Origin of the sequence: Waltera intestinalis (assembly GCF_009695995.1) — a bacterium.
Lineage (GTDB): Bacteria > Bacillota > Clostridia > Lachnospirales > Lachnospiraceae > Acetatifactor > Acetatifactor intestinalis.
This window is the reverse complement of sequence record NZ_VUMU01000006.1, coordinates 78271-102960: the sequence shown is the minus strand read 5'-3', so window position 1 is coordinate 102960 and position 24690 is coordinate 78271. Positions and strand designations below refer to the sequence as shown.

Genomic DNA, 24690 nt, shown 5'->3' with positions numbered 1-24690 from the left:
ATTATGGATATCAAATATTCTGCCGTAAAGGCACCGATGCGGGGAAGAGTACATCATCCGGTTCGCCTGGGAAGGATCCTGGTCTACGGAGTCATGTTTTTATTGTTGACCGTGTCTCTGATCCCTTTGGTGTGGGTGGTGAGGACTGCGTTTATTCCCAGGGAACTGACCCTGGATCTGACGGCTGTGGCGTGGCCCACACTGGAGAATTTCCGGAGAGTACTGGCGGCAGCGCCCTTTGGAAAATATTACGGGAATACGATCTTTATTGTGGTGGGAGTGCTGGTGATCCAGTTCGTACTGATTACATTGGCGGGCTATGCTTTTGCGAGAATAGATTTTTACGGCTCCAAAGCATTATTCGTATTGTTCCTTTCACAGCTGATGATCGCACCGGAAGTACTGATCCTGCCCAATTATTCCATGATGGCAAAATGGGGACTGACGGACACGAAGATCGGCATTATGCTCCCTTTTTTTGCTTCGGCCATGGGAACTCTGATCGTGCGACAGACCATCAAGACGATCCCCTACGAACTGGAAGAAGCGGCGAAAATGGATGGAGCTAATCTGTTTCAGATTTTATGGAGGGTATATGTACCGCTTTTGAAACCGGCATATATCTCTTTTGGAATGATCTCGGCATCGTTTCAGTGGAACAATTTCCTCTGGCCGTTAGTTATGACAGATTCCGTAGAGAAGAGACCCTTGTCCTTAGGCCTTGCGATGTTTGCCATGTCCTATGAGACTGGAATGCAGTGGAGCGATGTAAGCGCAGCCACTGTGCTGGTCTGCGCACCGCTCCTGATCCTGTTTTTTGTATTCCAGAGACAGTTCATGGAAAGTTTTATGCATTCCGGAATCAAATAATATCGGTTTCCTCAGCCTCCCTGCACGGGAGTGTAAATCTGTTCCGCCATGGAGAGCAGAGCTTCTTCGTCGGCATCCCGGTCCATGGTCAGACTATAGAGCAGGCCGGGGGCGATGTCGAACCAGATGACCTTGCCGGAACCGTCTTCCGACAGATAGAGCTCCGCCGTGCACCAGCCGATTTTCGTTGTAATGTGCGAAGTATAGGTTTTGGTGTCTCCGGAGATGTCGGCAAAGGGATAGGCGACTTCCGAAGTGGGAGCGGTATGATAAGTGTAGTGAGTGCCGTCTAAGGTAAAATTAAGCTCGCCTACGGTAAGACCGGAGACAGAGACGATATTGCAGGAAATATTGTCAGCACCGGCAGGTACATCCGTAAGCTCTACACCGAGACACATCAGCATATAGTACGCAGTAGTCATCACAGTGGCGGAATCTTCCCTGGCGGAGAGACACCACTGTGTTTCTGTCTCCGGGGAATACCAGCTGACATAAGAGTCGCCGGAGTCGGATCGTACCAGGGAAATGGCGGTGTTGTCCGCAGTAAGTGTAAGCCCGTCATCGGAAGAGGTGCCGATACCTGAGATGTCCTGCGGAGTATCCGTTTTGTAAGCCCGGCAGGTATATTCCGTACCGTCGGAAGTAAAGGTGGCCTGTGCTACCCGGATATCATTCGCGGCACCGATATATTCCATGGAATAGGATACAGTCTCCATATCTAAATCTAACGGAAGAGATTCCAAAGGAGAGGTCAGATCATATCCCAGAGTAGCCAGTTCCTGTGAAGTTAAGGCAGAGGATCCGGGAGTCTGATGCATATGGAAAAAGGCAGCCAGAAGTCCGATACACAGACACGCAGCAATGGCGGGACGCAGGTAACGGTGAATAGATGATTTCCCTGGAAGAGCATTGGGATCCATGGCTTCTTCCAAAAGCGAAGCGTCAACGTTATTCATAAACAGATCGAAAAGTTTTTCGTTCATAGTACTATGCCCTCCTTTTCTAAAGCGGAGCGGAGACGGTTGCGGGTGCGAAACAGGGAAGATTTTACTTTTTCTTTGCTGACATGGCAGGAAGAGGAGATTTCTTCAATACTTTCGCCATACCAGTAGCGGCGAAGGAAGAAGATCCGGGCTTCCTTTGTCTGGCTTTTCAGGAAAGAGTTGATGAAATCATGAAATATTTTTTCATTCACAGCTTCCGCAACATTATCGGGACAGGAAGGAAGCATGAACTCTTCCAGCTCTTCAAAAGCATCCGTAAGGGCACTGCTCCGTTTGGCGGCGGAGTTATAAGTATAACGTTCCAGAGCCAGATTACGCGCCACGCGGGACAGGTATGCCGGCAGGGACACCGGATGCTCCGGCGGAATGGCATTCCAGATGCGGATGTAGGTATCGTTGACACACTCCTCCACATCCCGGGCATCCGGAAGAATGCGTCTCGTTATGGAAAGCAATAAAGTATGATATTTTTCAGCAAGCCGGGAAAGTGCCGATTCGTCTCTGGCAAACAGCAGAGAGATCAGGCTTTCATCATCCGTTATCTTATGCATGAAGATTCCTCCCTCTATCCTGTCTGACGGAAAAAGAGGAGCCGGGGTTGCAACCTTGTATAAAAATTTGCCGTCAAGTATAATAGATATCTTAGTATAAAACATTAGGAATGGGAGAGGAAGTAAATATATGAAAAAGAAAACAGCTTTATTTATCACAGGAATGATGTTATGGAGTCTGACGGCATGCGGAGCGACGGAAGAACTGCCGTCTCCGATCCTGCCGGAAGCGACGGTTACAGTTGAAACGACGGAAGTGTCGGAAGAAAACACCGCAACAGAAGAGGTGGCGGCAAGTGAAGAGACCACGCAGCCGCAGGAGACAGAAAACACAGATGACACTGCTGTCGGATACCCGGAAATGGTAGAGGATTCCTTCACAGAGACCGGACTTGGTACTTTTGAGGATACCTGGGCCATGGTTCAGAGATACGGCTTCGGCCCTACCGGATATTCAACGTTAACTTATGCGTTGGACTACCAGACCCTGTGCGATGCCGGAGATTACTATGAGGTATCGGCAGTCATTTACCGCGGCGTGAAGGCATCGGGAGATCTGAAAGTCGGCGACAACTGCCAGCTGGAGACAGATGCATTGACACACACCTATCAGACATTTACTTATAAAGAAGTAGACGGAGAAGGATATCTCGTCTCCGAGGACGGTTTAGAATGTTATTATAAGCCGTCAGCGGATGGCAGTCCGGTTACGCTGTATTGCGACAGCGATGACAGAGTGGAATGCCCCTTTTATAACGGAACCATGCATATCCGTAAGGATGCAATCACGGGAGTGGCGATCACAAATGAAATCAGTGACTTTACCAAGGATACTTTGACGGAAGAGAGCGCTGCGTTCAACGGAATCGCCTTTGATGAAAACGGACAGATCAAAGAGCTGATTTACTTTGGTGATTAAGAGTAGGTTATAAAAATTTTATAGATGTCTTCCAAATTTAATGATATGATAAATAAGTAGAACAATTTGCCGGATTTACACATGTCTACGGTGATTCGGGGCATGAAAACAAAAGAAATGGTATATGACAACATGATATACCACAGGAAGATAAAAGTATGAAAGAGCAGAATACAGAGAATACCAAAGATTCATTTGAGGGAGAGCCTTCGCAAAATCTGATCACAGAGAGACAGTTTCTGGATGTTATCTGCAGAGATTATACGTCGGTTCATTATGCGGATCTGCGTAACGACATTGCGGAGCCGCTGAAAGTGGCGCTGAGCGGTAATGCGATCAAAATGGACCGGATCCGTGTCCGGGAGAAAATAGGCTACACCGATACGGTTAAGGGGTACTGCGATCACTTTGTGGCAGATGGGAATAAAAAAGAATTCTTACGCGTCATGGATCGGAAATTCTTACTGCAGGAGCTTTCGAAATCGGACCGCTATGTGTACCGGTACGAAAGTGTGCCGAATCCGGCAGGACACCGTTACTTTGAAGTGCAGGTGGTACGTGTCAGAGAGGAAAACTTTGACGGCAAAGTGATTGTGGCATTTCACCATATTGATGACCTTGTCTCGAAAGAACAGCAGTATCGTTGGGAACTGGAGAGAATGGCATATACGGATGGTCTGACGGAGATCGGAAATCGTGCCGCATTTACCAAAGATATGGCTGCCTTTGACGAGAAGCCGGGGGCTGCCTGTGTAGTGGCGGACGTGAATAACCTGAAGGTTGCCAATGACAGATACGGTCATGAAGAAGGCGACCGCATGATCCGTGACAGTGCGGAATGCATTTGTGCGGCATTTGGAGAGGCAGGTGTCTGCTACCGTATCGGTGGAGATGAATTCTGTGTACTCATCGGTGAGGCAGAGAAAGAGCAGATTCAGAAGATCCTGCTGAAGCTGGATGAACTGATTGCGGAGAAAAATGAAGGCAGAAAAATGTCTCTGTCGATTGCATGCGGCTATGCGATCCGTGAAAATGCACAGGAGCCCATGGAGCAGGTATTCAACCGTGCCGATGAGATGATGTATGATGTAAAATTCCGCATGAAGAAGGAATTCCCCGTCTACAGTGAAGAGAGAATCAAGAATTATCTGAATGTGTTGAAAATCCTCTGCAGATCCACAGACTCGTATTTGTATTTGTGGAATATCAACAGAGATGAGATATGGTATTTTGGCGATGTGGATAAGGAATATGCATTGCGAAGGGAAGGCGCACAGACCTGCACCATCGCAGAGATGGAAGCGGTGGTATATCCCGCGGATCGCGCGGCGCTGCGCGAGGATCTGGTGAAGATCATCGCCGGAGAGAAGTCGATTCATGACATGGACTATCGTTGGGTAAACAGACAGGGAGAACCGGTCTGGATCAACTGCCGTGGAACGGTAATTCCGGACGATAAGGGCAGACCGTTTGTCATGGTCGGACGGGTTTCTGATAAATCACTGCGTTATCTATATCATCCGCTGACCAAGCTGTTTAATAAAAATAAAATGTTCTTGGATCTCAAAGAACAGATCCTGCCAAGAAATACCGGCTATCTCATGCTTATGGGTATCGACAACCTGGGCAGCATCAATCTGCGGCGAGGCAGATCCTATGGAGATGAAGTCATCAAAAAATGCGCAGAGATCATCGAGCAGGAGACAGAAGTACAAAACGTATGGCATGTGGAAAATAATTGCTTTGCCCTGTATTTAGATGTAAGAAGCGAGACCGATGTCAGACGTATCTACGAAAAACTGCTGTCGGAATTGACAGATTACTGTACGCTTTCCGCCGGTGTGGTAGCTGACAGTAAGGAATTGTTCGGAGATGAGGGAAATCTTTACGCCTGTGCGGAGATGATGCTGGAGAAGGCGAAAGACATCGGTATCCGGAATATTGTATTTTTCTCACAGGAAGATCTGGATGCAAGGCTTAAGACGATTCAGTTCATGGAGGAAATGCAGTCCAGTGTCAGAAAGGATTGCGAGGGATTCTATCTGTGCTATCAGCCGCAGATCAAGACAGGCAACTACCATCTGTTCGGAGCGGAAGCACTGCTCAGATATCGTTCCGCAGTTTACGGAAATATCTATCCGGACGAGTTCATTCCGCTGCTGGAGCAGTCGAAGCTGATCCGGCCGGTGGGCCTTTGGATCCTGGAAACGGCGTTGAAACAGTGCAAAAAATGGCGGGAAAGTGTGCCGGATTTCCATATCAGCGTGAACTTCTCCGTAGTACAGCTGGAAGATAAAGAAATTGCCGAGAAAGTATTGCATATTCTGGAAAAAGTAGGAATTCCGGGAAATGCGCTTACTATCGAGCTGACAGAGTCCATACAGATCCAGAGTATTTCGCAGCTGACGCCTATCTTTAAGAGCTGGAGAGATGCAGGGATCGAGTTGTCCATCGATGATTTCGGTACCGGATATGCCAGCATGAGCTACTTAAAGCAGTTGGATGTCAATGAGATCAAGATCGATAAAATGTTCGTAAAGGATGTCGAAGAGGCAACTTATAATTACCGTCTGATCAGCAATATGATCGAGTTCGCCAAGAACAGCGGTATGCGTGTCTGCTGTGAAGGCGTGGAGGATATGCGGGAGCTTACCGTATTGGAGGGATTGTCTCCGAGTCTGTTCCAGGGTTACCTGTTTTCCAAACCTGTTCCGGTGGAGGAGTTTGAACGTTCTTTTATTGATCGGAGTACACCGGAATACCGGAAACATGAAGCGTTTATCCAGAAAATCTATGACTATAAAGAGAGTATGCATTTTATTTATTTCAATACGAAAAATATTCTCCGGGATACGAACCTTGGCCTCTGGATCATACGAATCAATGAAGAGACGGGATATTCTGAGATGCATGCAGATGAGACTATGGAACGGATCATGGGGGTTGACCGGAAGTATAGTCCCGAAGAATGCTATGATTTCTGGTATAGCAGGATCAAAGAGGATCACCTGGACTATGTGAAAGAAAACGTGGCACATATGGTGGAAGCAAATGTGGTAGTGCAGCTGCAATATCCCTGGATCCATCCGGTCTACGGAGAGGTCATGGTAAGATGCAGCGGACGGAGAATCGAGGATTCGGACGGTATGGTGACATTGGAAGGATATCACAGGATCATCAGTGATATCGAAGAAAGATAAAAATATTACAAGAGCTATCGGATGCATAGAACAGGAAAGGAGCAGACAAGCGTATGAAATATACATTGGATTATCAAAAGTACGCCAACCTGGCAAGGCGTGTAGCAGCGGAAGGAAGTGTACTGCTTCGTAATGAGGATGCCGCATTGCCTTTGCAGAAGGGGCAGAGAGTATCTATCTTCGGCAGAACACAGTTTAAGCATTATAAGAGCGGTACCGGTTCCGGCGGTATGGTGAATGCACCTTATGTCACGAATATTACGGACAGTCTGAAAGAAGACGGAACGGTACAGGTAAATGAGACGCTGGAGACACAGTACAGAGAATGGCTGAAAGAGCATCCCTTTGATATAGGGGAAGGCTGGGCCATGGAACCCTGGAACCAGGAAGAGATGTCTGTCACCGAAGAAACGGCGAAGCAGGCGGCGGAGAATTCCGATCTTGCAATAGTTGTTATCGGTCGTACTGCCGGGGAGGATAAGGATAACAGTGCAACGGAGGGAAGCTATCTGCTGACAAGCGCGGAGGAAGAGATCCTTCGGAATGTGTGCAATGCGTTCGACCGGACGATCGTGGTGCTGAATGTCGGCAACATTATGGATATGAAATGGGTAGACCGGTATCAGCCCCAGGCAGTGTTGTATGTATGGCAGGGCGGTCAGGAAGGCGGCAGAGCCTGCGCGGATATTCTGACCGGCAAAGTAAACCCGAGCGGTAAACTCAGCGATACCATTGCAGAAGATATTGCGGACTATCCTTCTACGGAGAACTTCGGTGATCCCGTGGAGAATTTCTATGCAGAAGATATTTATGTAGGCTATCGCTACTTTGAGACCTTTGCAAAAGATAAAGTGAAGTATCCTTTCGGATTTGGATTATCTTATACGAAGTTCCAGACAGAGATCCTGGGATTCTCAGTACAGGGCATGGCAGTTATGGCAGTTGCAAAAGTAACCAATGTCGGGGGAGTATCCGGCAGAGAGACTGTGCAGCTGTATCTGGAAGCACCTCAGGGGAAATTAGGAAAGCCTCTGCGCCAGCTGGCTGCATTTGCGAAGACAGAAGAACTGAAGCCGGGTGAGACAGAAGAACTGCTGCTGAAAACAGAGCTGACGGAGTATGCTTCCTATGATGACAGTGGTGTCACCGGACATAAATCCTGCTATGTACTGGAAGAGGGAGACTATATCTTCTATGCCGGAACCGATGTGCGAAGTGCGGCAGAGGCTGGCAAGGCGACCCTGACAGAGCTTCGGGTAGTGCGGACGGTGACGGAAGCAATGGCACCGGTACAGGAGTTTAAGCGCCTGAAACCTTTCTTTTTCGAGGAAAAGGATCATGCCATTGCAAACTGGGAAGATGTACCTTTACGAACGATAGATCTGGCGGACAGGATTCTTAAGGAGAGGCCTACGCAGAGTGAGTATGCGGGAGACCGTGGCTGGAAGCTGGCGGATGTATCGGATGGAAAAATCACATTGGAACAGTTTCTGACACAATTGTCGGACGAAGACCTGATCTGTATGACCCGCGGAGAGGGCATGTGTTCCCCGAAAGTGACTCCGGGTACGGCAGCAGCCTTCGGCGGAGTGACAGAAGGACTGAAGAGATTTGGGATTCCTATAGCCTGTTGTTCGGACGGACCCTCCGGTATCCGTATGGATTGCGGCACCATGGCATATGCCCTGCCTAACGGCACCTTGCTTGCCTGCACCTTTGATCCGGAGCTGGTGGAGGAGTTGTATGAGATGGAGGGCATGGAGCTTCGGAAGAACAAGATTGACACCCTCTTAGGACCCGGCATCAATATCCACAGGAATCCATTGAACGGTCGTAATTTTGAGTATTTTTCGGAAGACCCGTATCTCACCGGTATCATGGCAGCAGCACAGCTGACCGGCATGGGAAAATACGGTGTCACCGGCACCATCAAGCATTTTGCATGTAATAATCAGGAATTCAAGCGTCATGATGCCAACAGCATTGTATCGGAGAGAGCACTGCGGGAGATCTATCTGAGGGGCTTTGAGATCGCGGTGAAACAGGGCGGCGCTTACAGCATCATGTCTACTTACGGACCGGTGAACGGACTGTGGACAGCTGGCAACTATGATCTTCTGACGACGATCCTCCGTAAGGAATGGGGATATCAGGGCATTGTGATGACCGACTGGTGGGCGAAGATCAACGAGGAGGGTGAGCCCGGCTCTGGCAGACAGACGATTCCCATGGTGCGGGCACAGAACGATATCTATATGGTCGTAGCGGATGCGGCATCCAACTCCGCGGGGGACAATACCGCGGAAGGGTTGGCAGATGGCAGACTGACCAGAGCACAGCTTACACGGAATGCGGCAAATATCTGTGGTTTCCTGTTACGTTCCGTTGCTATGGAACGGTTTCTGGACAGAGAGGAAGAGGAATGCACGGAGCTTCACAATCCGATAAGCACCGAGGGCGCAGGAGACAGCGGACAGGTGCTGGCGCGTCTGGAACTTCCGGAGCCGAAGATTTTAGAGGACATAGAGCTTCCGTTGGAGAAGCTGTCCACGAAGAAGGGCACAAGTGCGGTATACCAGTTGCATTTCTCCAGGATCGGAAGATATGAACTGGTATTCCGGATGAGTTCTGCGTTAGGAGAACTGGCGCAGCTGCCGATCTCTGTGTTCCTGAACAATACATTACAACAGACCGTGACCCTTAACGGCACGGAAGGTCAGACCATGGAACGTGTTGTAACACTGCCCATTCGTCAGGACGGCGAGAAATATATGAAGCTGTATTTCGGAGAGAGCGGTATCGACATGCACCGCATGTTCTTACGTTATGTGGGTAAGAACGATATCGAAAGCTTCCGGAATGAATGATCCGGAAAACTTTAACGGAATATTTATGCATAGCCTCCCAAAGAATGATTGACTTCCCCTGCTTTTTCAGATACAATCTACTCTTGTACGTTTATAAGAAAAACTAACGAGGAGGCAGGAAAAGTGATAGCACAGATACTTGCAGTAGTTATATTTGTAGCGATGTTTGTCCTGATCGTTCTGGAAGTATGGGAGAGACACGTTATTACACTGGGCTGCGGTCTGCTGACGCTGGTGCTGGTATTCGGACTGGGAATGCACAGTATGGGTGCAGTGTGGGAGACCTTGAATTTAGGCAGCTTTTTTACAAGTCATTTCTGGTATACGGCGGGACAGTCCGCGGAGACTTCCAGCGGCATTAACTGGGAGACGATCGTATTCGTAGCGGGAATGATGATCATGGTAGAGGGAATGGCGAGAGTCGGATTTTTCCGCTGGCTCTGTATGCGCCTTGCTAAAATGGTTAAGTATAAGGTAGTGCCGCTGTTCGTGACTTTTATGGTATTATCCGGTATTCTGGCAATGTTCATTGATAGTATCACCGTAATTCTGTTCCTGGCAGCAGTCACGATTGAACTGTCACAGCTGTTGAAATTCAATCCGGTGCCTATGATCCTGGCAGAGGTATTCTGTGCGAATCTGGGCGGATCCGCTACCATGTGTGGAGATCCCCCCAACATCATCATCGGTACTTCCCTGGGATATTCCTTCACGGATTTCCTGACCAATACCGGTCTGATCGCAGGTATTTCTCTGGTCGTAGTTGTATTGTATTTTTACCTGGTATTCCACAAGGAGCTGCGTGCCAGCGAGGCGGCAGCAGCCGGCAGCAATCAGAATTACCCGGATCCTTCCGAGGCGATTACCGATAAAAAGGGATTCATTATCAGTACCGTTATTTTCCTGTGTGCAGTAGCATTGCTGGTAACCCATGCACAGACCGGTCTTACCGTATCCTGCATCGGCGTGTTTATCACTATCGTGACACTGATCGCCGCAGGCAGAGATGCCCTGAAGCTGATCAAGCAGATCGACTATAAGACGTTGCTGTTCTTCATCGGATTGTTCATGGTGGTAGGCGGTCTGGAGCAGACAGGTATCCTGAAAGTCATGGCGAACTTCATCGGTGACATCAGTAATGGTAATCTGATGCTGATGATCGCGATTATTTTGTGGATCTCCGCAATCGCCAGCGCGTTCGTGGATAATATTCCTTTTGCGGCAACGATGATCCCTATCATCAGCAGTCTGTCCGCGACCCAGGGTGTGGATCTCTCTATCCTGGCATGGGCGTTAGCCATGGGAACCGATATCGGTGGAAGCGCAACTCCTATCGGTGCATCTGCAAATGTCGTGGGTATCGCTACTGCAGCGAAATCCGGTCATATGATCAAGTGGGGAAAATATTGCAAAGTTATGGCTCCCGCGACTATAATAGTAATAGTAATCTCCATGGCAATGATCTATGCGAGATATCTGTAAGACTATAAGGAGGGCAGACCCATGAGTGAACAACTGATTATCTCCGTCAGCCGTGAGTACGGCAGCGGCGGACATGAGATCGCACAGAAGCTGGCAGAATATTACAAGCTGCCAATGTACGATCATAACCTGTTAGATGAGGTGGCTGCAAGCATGAATGTGAGCAGCAAGGAGCTGGCAGAGTTCGATGAAAAGAGACGTAACAAATTCCTGTACAGAAGTGTGATGGGAATGAACAGCTCTCCTGCAGATAATGTGGCGAGAATGCAGTTCGACTATATCAAGAAAAAGGCAGAAGCAGGAGAATCCTTCGTGATCGTAGGGCGTTGTTCCGAGATCGTGCTGAAGGACAATCCGAATCTGATCTCCATCTTCATATTAGGAGACAGAGAAGCCAAGATTGAGCGTGTCATGCGGATCTATAAACTGGATGCCCGTCATGCGGAAGAGCGTATGATCGAGAAGGATCGCCGCAGAAAATCTTACCACAACAGCCATTGTAAGGTAAAATGGGGCGACTCCCGGAACTACGATCTGTCCATCAACAGCAGCAGGTTGGGTGTGGAGGAGACCGTGGAATCTCTGAAGAATTACATAGATGCGAGAATTGCTCATAAATAAAGCAATATCAGGTAACAAAAAAGCAGAGACTGTCTGCGGAAAGCATATAAGAGAAATACTTATAGCTGCCGTAGATAGTCTCTTTTTATAATAGTAGTGATCATGTCTTAAGAAATGCCGGACAACATTTAAGCAAATATTAAGGATTTCTGCCGTGACGAATAGGTGGGAGTGTGGTATCCTAGGAGACGAATAGGAAAGAGACTTAAGGAACGTACCGGCGCCGGTATGTGGAAATGAGGTACAACATGAGTTACAGAGAACGAGACTCCATACAGGAGATGGAAGATATACAAAAAGGTCTGGAAGCCTTTTTACAGCAGGAGCTGCAGGAAATGCAGACATCCGGCTCCGGCAGTGGGAAGTCCGGGACCGGAAGGCGGACAGCAGAGCGTCCGGCTCCACAGATGTTTGACATGAATGAGGATGACGAGGATGAGGAGGAACTGGACGTGATCGGATCCGGAAGACGAGCAAGAGAGGATGATTACGCGGAGGATTGGGATGATCCTGCGTATCGTAAGAGACAGGCAGCCCGCAGAGAGACGACGCGTAAGACTTCAGAGAATCGTAATGGTGGTGGTCGCAGTAACAGTAATGCAGATCGTCGCAGACAGGCGGCATCCGATAGAACCCGGCGTAGCAGACGGGAGGACTATGCGGACGAATACGAGGATTACGAAGATCCCAGAGACAAAAAACGCTCCGGAAAAAAATCAGGGAAGCGTGAGGAGACAGACACGAAAACAGATAAGAAGAGCAGAAAAGGAAACAAAAAGGAAGCCGGGAGCGGCAGAAAAAAGAAAAAATCCGGCTTCAAGCGCTTCCTGATCGCAGTGGCGCTGATCCTCGTATTTCTGGCAGCAGGGTTGTACGTCCTGGTGGGCAAGGTCTATGCCGAGATGAAATATGAAGAGATTGAATCCGTGGCAAGCGCTCCCATGAAGGAAGAAGGCGTCACGAATATTCTCCTGATCGGTAACGATTCCCGTGAGAACGGGGAGGATGGCAGATCCGATGCCATGATCCTCCTGTCTATCAGCAACAAGACGAAAAAGATATATATGACATCTCTGCTCCGTGACATGTATGTAGAGATACCGGGATATAAGGACAATCGTCTGAATGCGGCATACTCCTACGGCGGTGCGGAGCTGCTGATGGAGACCATCGAGCAGAATTTTGACATTCATATCAGCCGCTATGTGCTGGTGAATTTTGAAGCATTTGCAAATCTGGTAGATGCCGTGGGCGGCGTGGACCTGGAGTTGACCGGTAAAGAAGTGGAATACGTGAACGGTTACCTGGTAGAATATAATATCCTGCTGGGCAGACCGGAGGGAACGGACTATTTCGATGACCTGTCCGGAGGTATGGTGCATCTGAACGGTCCTCAGGCGCTGGCATATTGCAGAAATCGTTATATCGGTACGGATTTCGGCAGAACCGAGCGACAAAGAAAAGTGCTGACAGAGGTCATTCATAAGCTGCCTAAGGGTGTACTCACGAATCCGAAGGGACTGATCGACGGACTCATGCCGAATCTGACCACGAACCTGACCCAGGCGGAGTGTTACCGGTTAAGCCTCATGGCACCGAAGATTCTGACATACGATATTATACAGAACAGTATTCCCATTGAAGGCACATATAAGGATGCGACCCATCGTGAAATGTCCGTGCTGGAGGTAGATTTCGAGGCGAATAAGAAATTCCTGCAGGAGAATTTATATGGAATGGGAGACAGCACTGCGACAGCGGCTTCTGAAAATTAAGACTGATTTAGGAGAGGGCTAAGGGATTTCTTTGTAACAGAGGGAGAGTGTTTATGGGGCAGAGGAAAAAGCGGTTTGTGGCACTGGCTTGTGCGGTCAGTGTAATAGCGCTTAGCGGCTGTGGGGATGATCTGACACAGCAGGTCTGTATTCCCGGGGTGGAAGAACTGGCGCAACCGATCGGCGGTTACCATACCGGACCGCAGGACGATCAGCCCGGGGATAATATCGGGGAGATCGTTCTGCCAGGTGGGACGGACGGTGACAATACTGCATTGCCGGGATCAGGACAGTCCGGGGCTTCGGATATTTTGACGGGGGAACGCTGCACGATCACGATCTCCGCGGCAGGGGATGTAACTTTGGGCAATCATCAGGAACAGGATTACAGCTATTCCTTCCGTCAGGCGTACGATCAGGTGGAGGATGAGGGATATTTTTTCGAGAATGTGAGAGATATTTTCAAGGCGGATGATATGACCATCGTGAATCTCGAAGGACCGTTGACCACATCGGAACATATGCGGGAGGGGCAGACCTACTGCATCAAGGGAAATCCTGCGTATGCCCATCTACTGACCTTGGGGGATATCGAATCCGTCAGCTTTGCGAACAATCATCGACTGGACTACGGAGAGCAGGGCAGCCGGGATACAGTGGCAGCATTGGAGCAGGAGGGTATTGTCTATGCCTATGATAAAAATGTAGGCATTTATGAGATCCCGGACAGCGCGGCAGCCCACGGCGGAGAGCGGAATCTGAAAATCGGCATTATCTCCGTCAATGAAGTGGAATGGGGCGCACAGGCGGAGAAACTGATTCAGAATAATATCGAAGTCTTGCGGGAACAGAACGTGGATCTGATCCTCGCCTGTTGTCACTGGGGTATCGAAAAAGACAATTATCCGGAAAATTATCAGCAGCAGCTTGGCAGGAAATGCATTGACTGGGGTGTGGATCTGGTCATCGGTCATCATCCCCATGTCCTGCAGGGAATCGAGGAATACAAGGGCAGATATATTATCTACAGTCTGGCAAATTTCTGCTTCGGAGCCAACCGGAATCCGGAGGACAAGGACACCATGATCTTCCAGCAGACCTTTACTTTTGAGAACGGGGAAAAGGTGGAGGATCAGAACGCCCGGATCATTCCCTGTATGGTAAGTTCTGTCAAAACAAGGAATGATTTCCGACCGACGCCGGCAACGGGGGAGGATAAGCAGAGGATCCTGCAGCGTATGAACGAATACAGCAGTGCTTTTTGTGTGGCGTTTGATGAGGACGGCGGGATTATAGTGAATTGACCGATGGGAAAGGATAGGAATTGCCATGGAAAAAGCATTTAAGCTGGACTTTATCAATGACAAAACAGGAAGTCTGTATGTGAATTGCTGCGGGTGCTCTCAGACGGAAGCGCTGCACAGCTTCGGACCGGCATCCAAGCCGCACTACCTGATCCACTATGTCTTAAGCGGCAAGGGGCATTTCCGGTTCCATGACAAGGAATACCGGCTGGAGGCCGGGTACGGATTTCTGATCCAGCCCAACGAGCTGGCTTTCTATCAGGCGGATGCGAAGGATCCCTGGAGTTATCTATGGGTGGGATTCGCCGGGAGCCGCGCGGAAGAGTATTTACATAGCATGGGACTGTCAGACAGGCATCCTATTTTTTCCTGTGATAAATCAGAGGAGCTGTATTCTATTGTCCGCGATATGATGGAACACAATACCTTTGGAATCGCGGATGATCTGCGCCGGAACGGACTGCTGGGAGTATTCCTGTCTGTGATCGCGGACAGCGCCGGTGTGGTAGCCAGAGAGGAAGAGGATAAGGGGAACCAGTATGTGAAAAAAGCGGTATCTTTTATCCAGAGTAACTACTGTAACCCTATCAAGGTAACGGATGTGGCGGATTATGTGTGTATCAACCGCAGTTATTTATATACATTGTTCCAGAATTATCTGGGAATGTCGCCTCAGCAGTTCCTCACCACCTTCCGTATCACCAAGGCGAGAGAGCTGCTGGAATCTACGAATTATCCTATCGAGAGCATTGCCCTGTCCTGTGGGTATAGTGATGCGCTGGTATTTACCAAGGCCTTCCATGCCATGAAGGGCATGTCTCCGTCAAAATACCGCAAGGAAAGTCACAAAGAGAGCACAAAAGAACAGCTCCAGGAGGTCGAAGGGCTGATCGCCCGACTATTGAAACCGTAAAGAACAACATTAAAAATGCCCATTCATTTGAATATGAATGGGCATTTTTGGTGCCTTGGTTTTACACAGGAATTCTATTTATTTAAGTTCTTTTCTACATATTCCAGGATATAGAAATTATCCTCCGGCATCTGGCATCCGACGATATACAGTCCGTTGTCGTCGGAACAGCGGATGATGCGACCTTCCAGCACATTATGATTTGGCAGAGCAAAATCATGGATCGTGATAATGACTTCTGCATTTTTGCTTTGGCTGAATATCTTGTCTGTAGCCAGGAAAGCGAATCCATTGGCACTGATATTTTCCATGGTAGCCGCATATTCCGTATCGGAATTTTTGAACTTAATAGTACAGGTATTATTCAGATCCATACGAGGGTATTTGCGTCTATTGTTGATCCTGGGTCTGGTAGTAATGGTAATCTTGAAAGCATGTTCACCATTTTCAGGAGCAGGAGAAATGGTGGCTTTGTCCCAACAGTACAGGATATTACCTGCGGTAACCTGCAGCATACAGGAAGCAGACCCGTTAATAGTCAGCTTCTTCTGACAGGATACTAACAGGCCTTCCGGAATCTGCTCGATCAGTTCCCCATGATATTTGTCATCCTTCTGATCGACTAGCTGTAAGTCGATCTTCATGCCGGGCTTGACGTCTTCAATACCCATGAAACCACCTACGCCCAGATCACACATCATGTTCTCCATGACATCTTCGATGGTATTGATATTGTCTGCTGTTTCCTGATACTTGCTGAGCATCCGTTCACTGGTCTGGCTGGAGTGCGTGATACAGGTTGTGATGGTATCTACGATGTTAGATACCTGCTCCATGTTGGATACCAGCTGAGTGTTAGAGCTCTCTACTTCTTTAATGGCATTATCTACAACCTGAATGTGATTGCCCAGCTGCACGGAATCAGAAGCGATCTGATTTACGTTATCTCCGGTCTGCGTTACTTTTTCCAGAGTGATCTGGATCAGCTTTAATGTCTCTTCAATGGAAGAGGTCATCTTCGCGGAGGTAGCATCCAGCCGGGAGAGAGCATTCCTGATCTGTTCAGAGGAAGCGTGGGTCTCAGTGCTTAAGGTACGGATCTGATCCGCTACGACAGCGAAGCCCTTGCCGGCTTCTCCGGCTCTGGCAGCTTCGATGGAAGCATTTAATGCCAGCAGATTCGTCTGGTTTGTGATCTTCTCTATGGTGCCGGTCTCCTGTTTTACCATTTCGAATTCCTGACGGAAATTCTCCAGAACATTTTCCAGCTCGGTGGACAGCTGTGACATGGTAGCAGCGGTATTCACCAGACTCTTCAGGTCTTCCGCACTGACGCCGGAATGGGATTGCGTTTTTTCGACGAGCGTGACCATTTCTCCGATCAGAGCTACCACATTTTCTACCTGGGCGCGGATATCGGAGGTCATCTGTGTGGATGATGTGGTACGATCCAGCAGCATATTGTTGTTGTCAGTCAGCTCGTTCATACCCAGCATGACGATATCGGAGCCATGCTTATTCTCAGAAGCCAGCTCTCTTACGACAGTGATACCATCCAGAATGATATTACTCGAAGACTTGACCTGCTCTACGGTAGTTACGACTCTGTGCAGGTCGGCCTTGATGCTGTCGGTCATGGCACCGTCGGATTCGTTCAGATGACGGATGGACATGACATAACAGATGTAGCACAGGACGATACAGGACAGCTGTAACTGATAATTCTTCATATCGGAAGCACTGTTGAAGCCCAGCATATAACGATAGACGGCCGCACCGACGATGATCAGAGCATTGGCGATACCACAGTCGATCATGAATTTCCGGTTCTTATACAGTACCAGCAGGCTCGTCACTGGCAGGATATAAGTGAAAGCGATCGGGGAAGCTGTAGTACAGATGACAAAAGTGTAGAAGATACCGTAACCGATGACCAGATCGTAGCGGTAGAGCTCCGTTGCCCAACCCTTTACACGTAACAGCACTTCGCCAAAGATCAGAGGCAGCCAGCACAATGCCAGAAAAATAAGGTAAGAAGTGGTGGGATATAATCCCCCGGACGCATCGGAGCCATAGTTGGCACTCAGTAAAACAGCAAAAACGATCCAGATCTTACGGGCTTTCCGATTAGCTTTTTCTTTGAAAACATTTTCGTCGTATGTCATTAGGTAATTCCTCCTTGCAATATTCGCTGACATGGCGTACTTCTGATGAAACTGCATTATAATGTTAATATTTGTCGAAAATAGCGATATGCAGTTTTTAAAAGAATAACACATAAGAGAATAGATTAAAATAGCAAATGCAAAAAACTTCTAAAGTTTTACTTTCCCGGCATTTTGGGGTAAGATAAGCAGTATAGATTCCTAAGGACACAGAAAGAGAGGGTTACTATAATTATGAGATTTCAGGACATGCCTTACGAGAGAATAGATTTTGCCAAAGTGCAGGAGGAGATGGGAGAGCTGATCCGGGAGCTGGAGGCGGCGAAGAGCGGGGAGGAGCAGTTCGAGGTGCATAAGAAGTATTATGCGCTGACGGACCGTGTCATGACGCTGATGACGATTGCGAATATCCGCTTTGATATCGATACCTCCGATAAATTTTACGAGGAAGAGCATAAATACTATGATGAGCAGGGCCCGGTATTTAGTAATCTCGTGCTGGCTTATCAGAAGAAATTATATGAATCCCCATACAGAGCGTATCTGGAGGAGAAGATCGGTCCGGTAGCGTTCAAGAATATGGAGCTGGCACAGAAGTCCATGAGTGAGACATTGATCCCGCTGATGCAGGAGGAGAACTCTCTGACCATGGAGTATGACAAGCTCATCGCCGGTGCGAAGATCGATTTCGACGGCAGGGAACTGAATCTGTCCCTGTTACGGCCCTATCTGGTGAATTCCGACCGCGATGTCCGCAGACAGGCATGGGAGAAGATGAGTGCCTTTTTCCTGGAAAATGAGGAAAAACTGGACAGCATTTACGACAAACTGGTGAAAAACCGTACCGCGCAGGCAAGGGCAATGGGCTATGAAAATTACCTGGAGCTGGGATATTACCGGATGAACCGCAACTGCTACGGCAAGGACGAGGTAGAGGCTTTCCGCAGGCAGATCAAGGAGTATTTCGTACCCTTCGCAGAGAAACTGCATGACCGCAGAAGACAGCGTCTGGGTCTGGAGAAGCTCAGTTATATCGACGAGCAGGTATATTTTAAGGATGGCAACCCGGCACCCACCGGAATCCCCGAAGAGATCATGGCAGCCGGACAGAAGATGTACCGTGAGCTGTCCCCGGAGACTGCGGAATTTTTTGATTTCATGATGGAGAATCAGTTATTTGATGTCCTGGGGCGCAAGACGAAGAAGGCAGGCGGTTACATGACCTATCTGCCCCTCTATCATGCTCCGTTTATCTTCGCCAACTTCAACGGTACCAGCGGTGATGTGGACGTCATCACGCATGAGTGTGGTCATGCGTTCCAAGGGTATCTCGCTGCACAGGATCCTATCAGAGAGCATGCGGATATCGGCATGGAGACTGCAGAGATCCATTCCATGTCCATGGAATTTTTCACGGAAAAGTGGATGAACCTGTTCTTCGGCGATAGAGCGCAGGATTATGTGGAGATGCATCTGGAGGATGCGGCGGCATTTATCCCTTACGGCTGTATGGTGGATGAGTTCCAGCATATCGTCTATGAGCATCCGGAGTTGACCCCGGCAGAGAGAAAGCAGGCATGGAGCCGTCTGGAACGGGAGTACAAACCCCACCTGGACTACGAGGGAGATCCTTTCTTCGGACAGGGAGGCTTCTGGCAGAAGCAGCTGCACATTTACGACTACCCTCTGTATTATATCGATTACTGCCTGGCACAGACCTGTGCACTACAGTACAAGGTGAAGATGGATGCTGATTTTACAGAGGCGTGGAAGAGTTATCTGAAGCTGTGCAGGCTGTCTGCCAGCGATTTTTACACCAATATGATCAAAGAAGTCGGACTGGACAGTCCTTTTGAACCCGGTTGTGTGAAAAATATCGTGGAAAAACTTGAAAAATATGTGAAATAGCTTTCTTTTTCCGCTAAAATACGGTAAAATAAGGAGTCATTGGACTTAAGACGCTAGGAAGGAGACATGTAAGCGATGTCTAAGAATGAAAAAGTTACAGAAAATAAGGAACAAAAAGAACAAACTGAACAGAAGGTCATGACAAAATATGACCGTAAGGTACAGAAACGTAAAGAAGAGAAGGAAAAGGATAAAAAGGAAGAGCGCATCAGTACAGCAGTCGGGATCGTATTCCTCGTTGCTTTGGTATGCCTGGTGGCATCTTTCCCGATCCGGACCTATCTGGCAACCCATGAGACTTATGTAGTGATCAATGGTGAAAAGGTGAATAAGGTAGAATTTGATTATGTCTACAACACCTCCAAGAACAACTACATTACACAGTACGGAAGTTATTTAAGCTATTTCGGACTGGATACCAGCAAGGATCTGTCCACCCAGATGTATTCCGATACTCTGACCTGGCAGGATTATTTTGAGCAGAATGCAGTAGAGAGCCTGAAGCAGAATAAGGCGTTGATGGCAGAAGCCAAAGCAGCCGGCTTCACCTACGATACCACGGATGAGTACAATACTTTCAAGGAGACCATCAAAACCTCCGCTGCAACCGCAGGCGTATCTGATAAAGAATATGTACGTTCCATCTACGGAAGCTATGCAACCATGGGCCGTATCGGAGAATATGTGAAGAACGACATGGTAATGAACGCTTATTATCAGAAGCTGCAGGAGGATAATGCTCCCAGTGATGATGAGATCCAGAGCTATTATGAGGAAAATAAGGCAACCTACGATTCCGTAGACTACCGCCTGACCACGATCGAAGCTGATCTGCCCACCGAGCCTACCGAACTGGCCGATCCCGTAGAGGAGACTGCTGCCGATACCACAGGTACCACCGATGGAACCGCAGCTACTGACAGCACACAGGATACCGCTTACCAGCCTTCCGATGCTGAGATCGCCAAGGCCATGGAAGATGCCAAGGTACTGGCTGACGATGCGGAGCAGACCGTGGCAAAAGACGGCGAAGCACATGAGAATGAGAAGAAGTCTTCTGTGAACTACCTGATCTCCGACTGGCTGTTCGATGATGCCAGAAAGGCAGGAGACACCACCGTCATTACTAACGACAACAGCCATTGCTACTATGTCGTGGCATTTGAGAAGAGATATTTGGACGAGACTCCTTCCGCAGATGTACGTGTGATCATTCCCACCGAGGATAAGACCGGTGAAGAGATCCTGGAGGAGTGGAAGAACGGTGCAGCTACCGAGGACAGCTTCGCAGAATTGTGCAAGAAGTATACACAGGATACTTCCGCAGTAGAGAACGGCGGTCTGTTCGAGCAGGTGACCAAGACCGGTATGACCGAGGAGCTGAGCAACTGGATCTTCGACAGCAGCCGTCAGGCAGGAGATACCGTAGCCATCACTGTCAGTGACAGCACCTATGTACTTTACTACATCGGACAGGATCAGCCTGAGTGGAAGATCAACATCAAGAATACGCTGGTATCCGATACAATGAGTCAGCATATGCAGGATATTACCGCAGATGTAACGGTAGAGGATCCCAAGGGTAAGCTGAATTACCTGAAGGTGCAGGCAGAGGAATCCGCAGCTGCTGAGACTGAGACTGCAACAGCAGAGACCCAGGAGATCACCGAGGAACAGAGCGCTGCTACCGAAGAGACCGCAACACAGGCACAGTAAGGCTTGCCGGGGAACAGAACATAGACAACAGACAAGTACCTGTTTCACTGCGCAAGCAGAAGAGACAGGTACTGTTAGATTATAGGAGAAAAGAAATGCAGGAAAAGGTTCTGGTATTAGATATTGACGGAACACTGACCAATTCAAAAAAGGAGATTACAGAAGCTACAAAACAGGGAATCTGGAATATTTTACAGCATGGACACAAGGTGATCCTGGCTTCCGGACGTCCCACGCCCGGTATGCGGAAATGTGAAGAGGAACTGGAGTTGAAAAAATACGGTGGATATCTTCTGTCCTTTAATGGGGCCCGTATCGTGGAATGTAAAACGGGAGAAGTGGTCTATCAGAGAACACTGCCCCTGTCCATTGTACCCGGATTGTATGAATTCGCCAAAGCGAATGGCTGCGGACTGATCACTTATCAGGGAGAGGGAGTCATCTCCGCATTTGAGCCGGATAAATATGTGCAGTTAGAAGCGAGGATTAACGGAATCCCCATTAAAATGGTGGATGATTTTGTATCCTATGTAGATTTTGATATCAACAAATGTCTGATGACGGCACCGGAAGAGATTGCTCCCGAACTGGAGAAACAGCTGCAGGAAAAATACAGTGATGTGGCAAGCATCTACCGTTCTGAGCCCTATTTTATTGAGATCATGCCCAAGGATGTGAATAAAGCGACTTCTCTCGACCACATGCTGGAGGGTATGGGACTGACCAGAGAGAATGCGATCTGCTGCGGTGACGGCTACAACGACATTTCCATGATCGAATATGCGGGGACCGGTGTAGCAATGGGAAATGCCCAGCCGGCGGTCAAGGAAGCTGCAGATTACATCACCGGTACTAACGATGAGGACGGGCTGGTGGAGGTCATCGATAAATTTATCATGAAACCGGAAGCTTAAGGCGACAAAGAACAGGAATGAAAGGGAAGTATGATTCAGATACAGATACCCGAGAAAGCGAAATACATTATAGAAACCATTCAGGCGGCAGGATTTGAAGCCTATGTGGTAGGCGGCTGCGTGCGGGATTCCATCCTGGGCAGATGCCCGGAGGACTGGGACATTACTACTTCGGCGAGACCGGAGCAGGTGAAGGCGCTGTTCCGTCGTACCATCGACACCGGGATCCAGCACGGTACCGTGACGGTCATGTTGGACAAAGAGGGCTTCGAGGTCACCACTTACCGTGTGGATGGAAAATACGAAGACAGCCGACATCCCAGGGAGGTCACTTTTACCCCGAATCTGGAAGAGGATTTAAAACGCCGCGATTTCACCATCAATGCGATGGCATATAATGAAACAGAGGGGCTGATCGATATCTTCGGTGGCTTAGAGGACATCGGGGCGAAACTGATCCGCTGTGTGGGCAATCCGGAGGAACGTTTCGGAGAGGATGCCCTGCGTATCATGCGTGCTATCCGTTTCTCTGCGCAGTTAGGCTACGAGATCCATGAGGACACCGAAGCGGCAATCCGGAAGCTGGCACCGACTTTGCAGAAGATCAGCGCGGAGCGGATCCAGATGGAATTGACCAAGCTGCTGATCTCCCCTCATCCTGACACCTTGCGAGATGCTTATGACATGGGTGTCACGAAGGTGATCCTGCCGGAATTCGATGCCATGATGGAGACTCCTCAGAAGCATAAGCACCATAAATACAACGTGGGAGAGCATACCTTACATGCCCTCATAGAGATCGCACCTGAGAAGAATCTGCGGTATGCTATGCTGCTTCATGATATCGGCAAGCCTGAGACACTTACCGTGGATGAAGACGGCACCACCCATTTTCACGGACATCCTGCAGTGGGTGAGGAGATGGCACGCAGGATCCTTAGGAGACTCAGATTTGATAATGATACAGTGGCAGTGGTGACCCGTCTGGTAAGATACCATGATTATGGTAATGATGTGACACCTGACCTGCGGATCGTGCGGAGAGCTGTGAACAAGATCGGGGAAGATATCTTCCCGCTATTGCTCCCGGTGAGACATGCGGATATCCTGGCACAGAGCGATTATCTGCGGGCAGAGAAGCTGGAGAACCTGGAGCTCTGGAAGCAGTTATATGAAGAGATGCTGGAGAAAAAGCAGTGCGTATCCTTGAAAACGCTGGCTGTCACCGGCAGAGATCTCATTGCTATGGGAATGAAGCCCGGCAGGGAGTTGGGCGATATGCTGCAGAAGCTATTGGAACTGGTCTTAGAGCACCCGGAGCAGAATACCAGAGAACAACTGCTGGAAAAGGCGGGCGAACTGGCAGCAGGCAAAGAGTGAGCATACTTTTATAAGATCTCTCATAAGATAGCGTAGGAACCGTCAAACCGGTTAAGTACATATCTTAGGAGGGGTTGTAAGTGAATGACAGAGCGGTGGCACTGCTGGAGCAGTATGAGATAGAGGTATTGCGTACCCGAAAAGGGCGGGGGGCGATTCTGTGCGATACACAGCAGGGCTGCCTGATCTTCAAGGAATATACAGGACGCGAGGAACAGCTACGTCTGCAGGAACAGGTGCTTAAGCATCTGGAGGCTTGTGGGAATATCTCTGCGGAGAGACTTCTCGCCACCAGAGAGGGTGCACTGTCGGTCATGGACAGGGATGGTGTCAGATATATTCTGAAGACCTGGTGGGAAGGCAGAGAATGTAACATCCGTGACAGGGAAGAATGCATGGAAGCCATGCGCCTGCTGGCCGGACTTCACAAGGATCTGGAATTTATTCCCACGTTTCCCGAGATGGAAGGGATACCCACACCGGTCATCCGTAGATTCCTTCCGAGTCGAGAGTATGAGAAGCATAACAAAGAATTGAAGAGGGCCCGGAGATTCTTAAAACAGCGGAGCCAGAAGACCTGGTTCGAGATCCGGCTGGCTGCCGTGATGGATCCTTTTTTGGAAGAGGCCGGGCAGATCTGTGAGGAATGGAAAAAGATAGAAAATTCACATGACGTAGAAGAGGGAGAAACCTTCTGCTTTTGCCACGGTGATTATCAATATCACAATATTTTGCGCCAGGACAGAGGATTTTTCCTGGTGAATTTTGAAAAATGTCAGGCAGACGGTCCCATAAGGGATCTTTATCTGTTGCTGCGTAAACTGTTGGAGAAAAGTGATTGGGACTGTAACCGGGGGGAAGCCCTGCTGGCAGCTTATGAATCCGTCAGACCGCTGAATCCTTTCGAGAGACAGGATCTGTTCTACAGATTGTCTTATCCCGAAAAATTATGGAAGATCGTGAATTTCTATTACAATTCGGGAAAAGCATGGATTCCGGAAAAAAATCAGGAAAAACTGGACCGGCTGCTGGAACAGGAGACCGCCCGAAAAAAATTCCTACGGATTCTGAGACCATAAGATCATAAGATCGGATAGACAC

Annotated in this window: 17 protein-coding genes; 14 read left to right on the top strand and 3 right to left on the bottom strand. The window is 48.7% G+C overall.

The window, feature by feature from the left end:
- Positions 1-3: 3 nt before the first annotated feature.
- Positions 4-870 (top strand): carbohydrate ABC transporter permease, encoded by an 867-nt coding sequence (locus FYJ59_RS06970; RefSeq protein WP_205839481.1) that lies wholly within the window; start codon positions 4-6, stop codon positions 868-870.
- A gap of 11 nt (positions 871-881) precedes the next feature.
- Here FYJ59_RS06970 and FYJ59_RS06965 read toward each other — a convergent pair whose 3' ends face one another.
- Together FYJ59_RS06965 and FYJ59_RS13925 are read right to left on the bottom strand one after the other, a co-directional pair.
- Positions 882-1853 (bottom strand): hypothetical protein, encoded by a 972-nt coding sequence (locus FYJ59_RS06965; protein WP_154496099.1) that lies wholly within the window; start codon positions 1851-1853, stop codon positions 882-884.
- Positions 1850-2425, bottom strand: coding sequence for an RNA polymerase sigma factor (locus tag FYJ59_RS13925; protein WP_205839480.1), 576 nt, complete (start codon positions 2423-2425; stop codon positions 1850-1852). The genes FYJ59_RS06965 and FYJ59_RS13925 overlap by 4 nt, the downstream gene beginning before the upstream one ends.
- Positions 2426-2555: 130 nt before the next feature.
- Here FYJ59_RS13925 and FYJ59_RS13920 point away from each other — a divergent pair, with 130 nt between their 5' ends.
- The 8 genes from FYJ59_RS13920 to FYJ59_RS06920 all read left to right on the top strand — a co-directional run bounded on the left by FYJ59_RS13920 (position 2556) and on the right by FYJ59_RS06920 (position 15506).
- Positions 2556-3344, top strand: coding sequence for a hypothetical protein (locus FYJ59_RS13920; RefSeq protein WP_205839479.1), 789 nt, complete (start codon positions 2556-2558; stop codon positions 3342-3344).
- Between the two features lie 158 nt (positions 3345-3502).
- Complete coding sequence (locus FYJ59_RS06950) at positions 3503-6544, top strand: bifunctional diguanylate cyclase/phosphodiesterase (RefSeq protein WP_154496096.1); 3042 nt, start codon at positions 3503-3505, stop codon at positions 6542-6544.
- Positions 6545-6597: 53 nt separating this feature from the next.
- Entirely contained in the window at positions 6598-9411 is a 2814-nt protein-coding gene (locus FYJ59_RS06945) for a glycoside hydrolase family 3 protein (protein ID WP_154496095.1), read from the top strand.
- 123 nt (positions 9412-9534) lie between these two features.
- Positions 9535-10893 (top strand): ArsB/NhaD family transporter, encoded by a 1359-nt coding sequence (locus FYJ59_RS06940; RefSeq protein WP_331464291.1) that lies wholly within the window; start codon positions 9535-9537, stop codon positions 10891-10893.
- A gap of 21 nt (positions 10894-10914) precedes the next feature.
- A complete protein-coding gene (locus tag FYJ59_RS06935) occupies positions 10915-11514 on the top strand; it encodes a cytidylate kinase-like family protein (protein WP_154496094.1) in 600 nt (199 codons plus the stop codon).
- Between the two features lie 248 nt (positions 11515-11762).
- On the top strand, positions 11763-13289 hold the full coding sequence (locus FYJ59_RS06930; RefSeq protein ID WP_205839478.1) for an LCP family protein: 1527 nt from the start codon (positions 11763-11765) through the stop codon (positions 13287-13289).
- 53 nt (positions 13290-13342) lie between these two features.
- Complete coding sequence (locus FYJ59_RS06925; RefSeq protein WP_154496092.1) at positions 13343-14593, top strand: CapA family protein; 1251 nt, start codon at positions 13343-13345, stop codon at positions 14591-14593.
- 25 nt (positions 14594-14618) lie between these two features.
- The gene (locus tag FYJ59_RS06920; RefSeq protein WP_022155037.1) at positions 14619-15506 is read left to right on the top strand and encodes an AraC family transcriptional regulator; all 888 of its coding nucleotides are present in this window, start codon (positions 14619-14621) and stop codon (positions 15504-15506) included.
- A gap of 74 nt (positions 15507-15580) precedes the next feature.
- On the opposite strand, the gene FYJ59_RS06915 is transcribed toward FYJ59_RS06920, so the two are convergent.
- A complete protein-coding gene (locus FYJ59_RS06915; protein ID WP_154496091.1) occupies positions 15581-17671 on the bottom strand; it encodes a methyl-accepting chemotaxis protein in 2091 nt (696 codons plus the stop codon).
- Positions 17672-17905: 234 nt separating this feature from the next.
- On the opposite strand from FYJ59_RS06915, the gene FYJ59_RS06910 reads away from it, so the two are divergent.
- The 5 genes from FYJ59_RS06910 to FYJ59_RS06890 all read left to right on the top strand — a co-directional run bounded on the left by FYJ59_RS06910 (position 17906) and on the right by FYJ59_RS06890 (position 24668).
- The gene (locus FYJ59_RS06910) at positions 17906-19579 is read left to right on the top strand and encodes a M3 family oligoendopeptidase (protein WP_154496090.1); all 1674 of its coding nucleotides are present in this window, start codon (positions 17906-17908) and stop codon (positions 19577-19579) included.
- A gap of 75 nt (positions 19580-19654) precedes the next feature.
- Complete coding sequence (locus FYJ59_RS06905; RefSeq protein WP_154496089.1) at positions 19655-21295, top strand: peptidylprolyl isomerase; 1641 nt, start codon at positions 19655-19657, stop codon at positions 21293-21295.
- A gap of 95 nt (positions 21296-21390) precedes the next feature.
- A complete protein-coding gene (locus FYJ59_RS06900) occupies positions 21391-22209 on the top strand; it encodes a Cof-type HAD-IIB family hydrolase (protein ID WP_154496088.1) in 819 nt (272 codons plus the stop codon).
- A gap of 33 nt (positions 22210-22242) precedes the next feature.
- Positions 22243-23589: a CCA tRNA nucleotidyltransferase gene (locus FYJ59_RS06895; RefSeq protein ID WP_328597217.1), complete on the top strand. Its 1347-nt coding sequence runs from the start codon at positions 22243-22245 to the stop codon at positions 23587-23589.
- A gap of 80 nt (positions 23590-23669) precedes the next feature.
- Complete coding sequence (locus FYJ59_RS06890; protein ID WP_154496086.1) at positions 23670-24668, top strand: phosphotransferase; 999 nt, start codon at positions 23670-23672, stop codon at positions 24666-24668.
- Positions 24669-24690 lie beyond the last annotated feature (22 nt).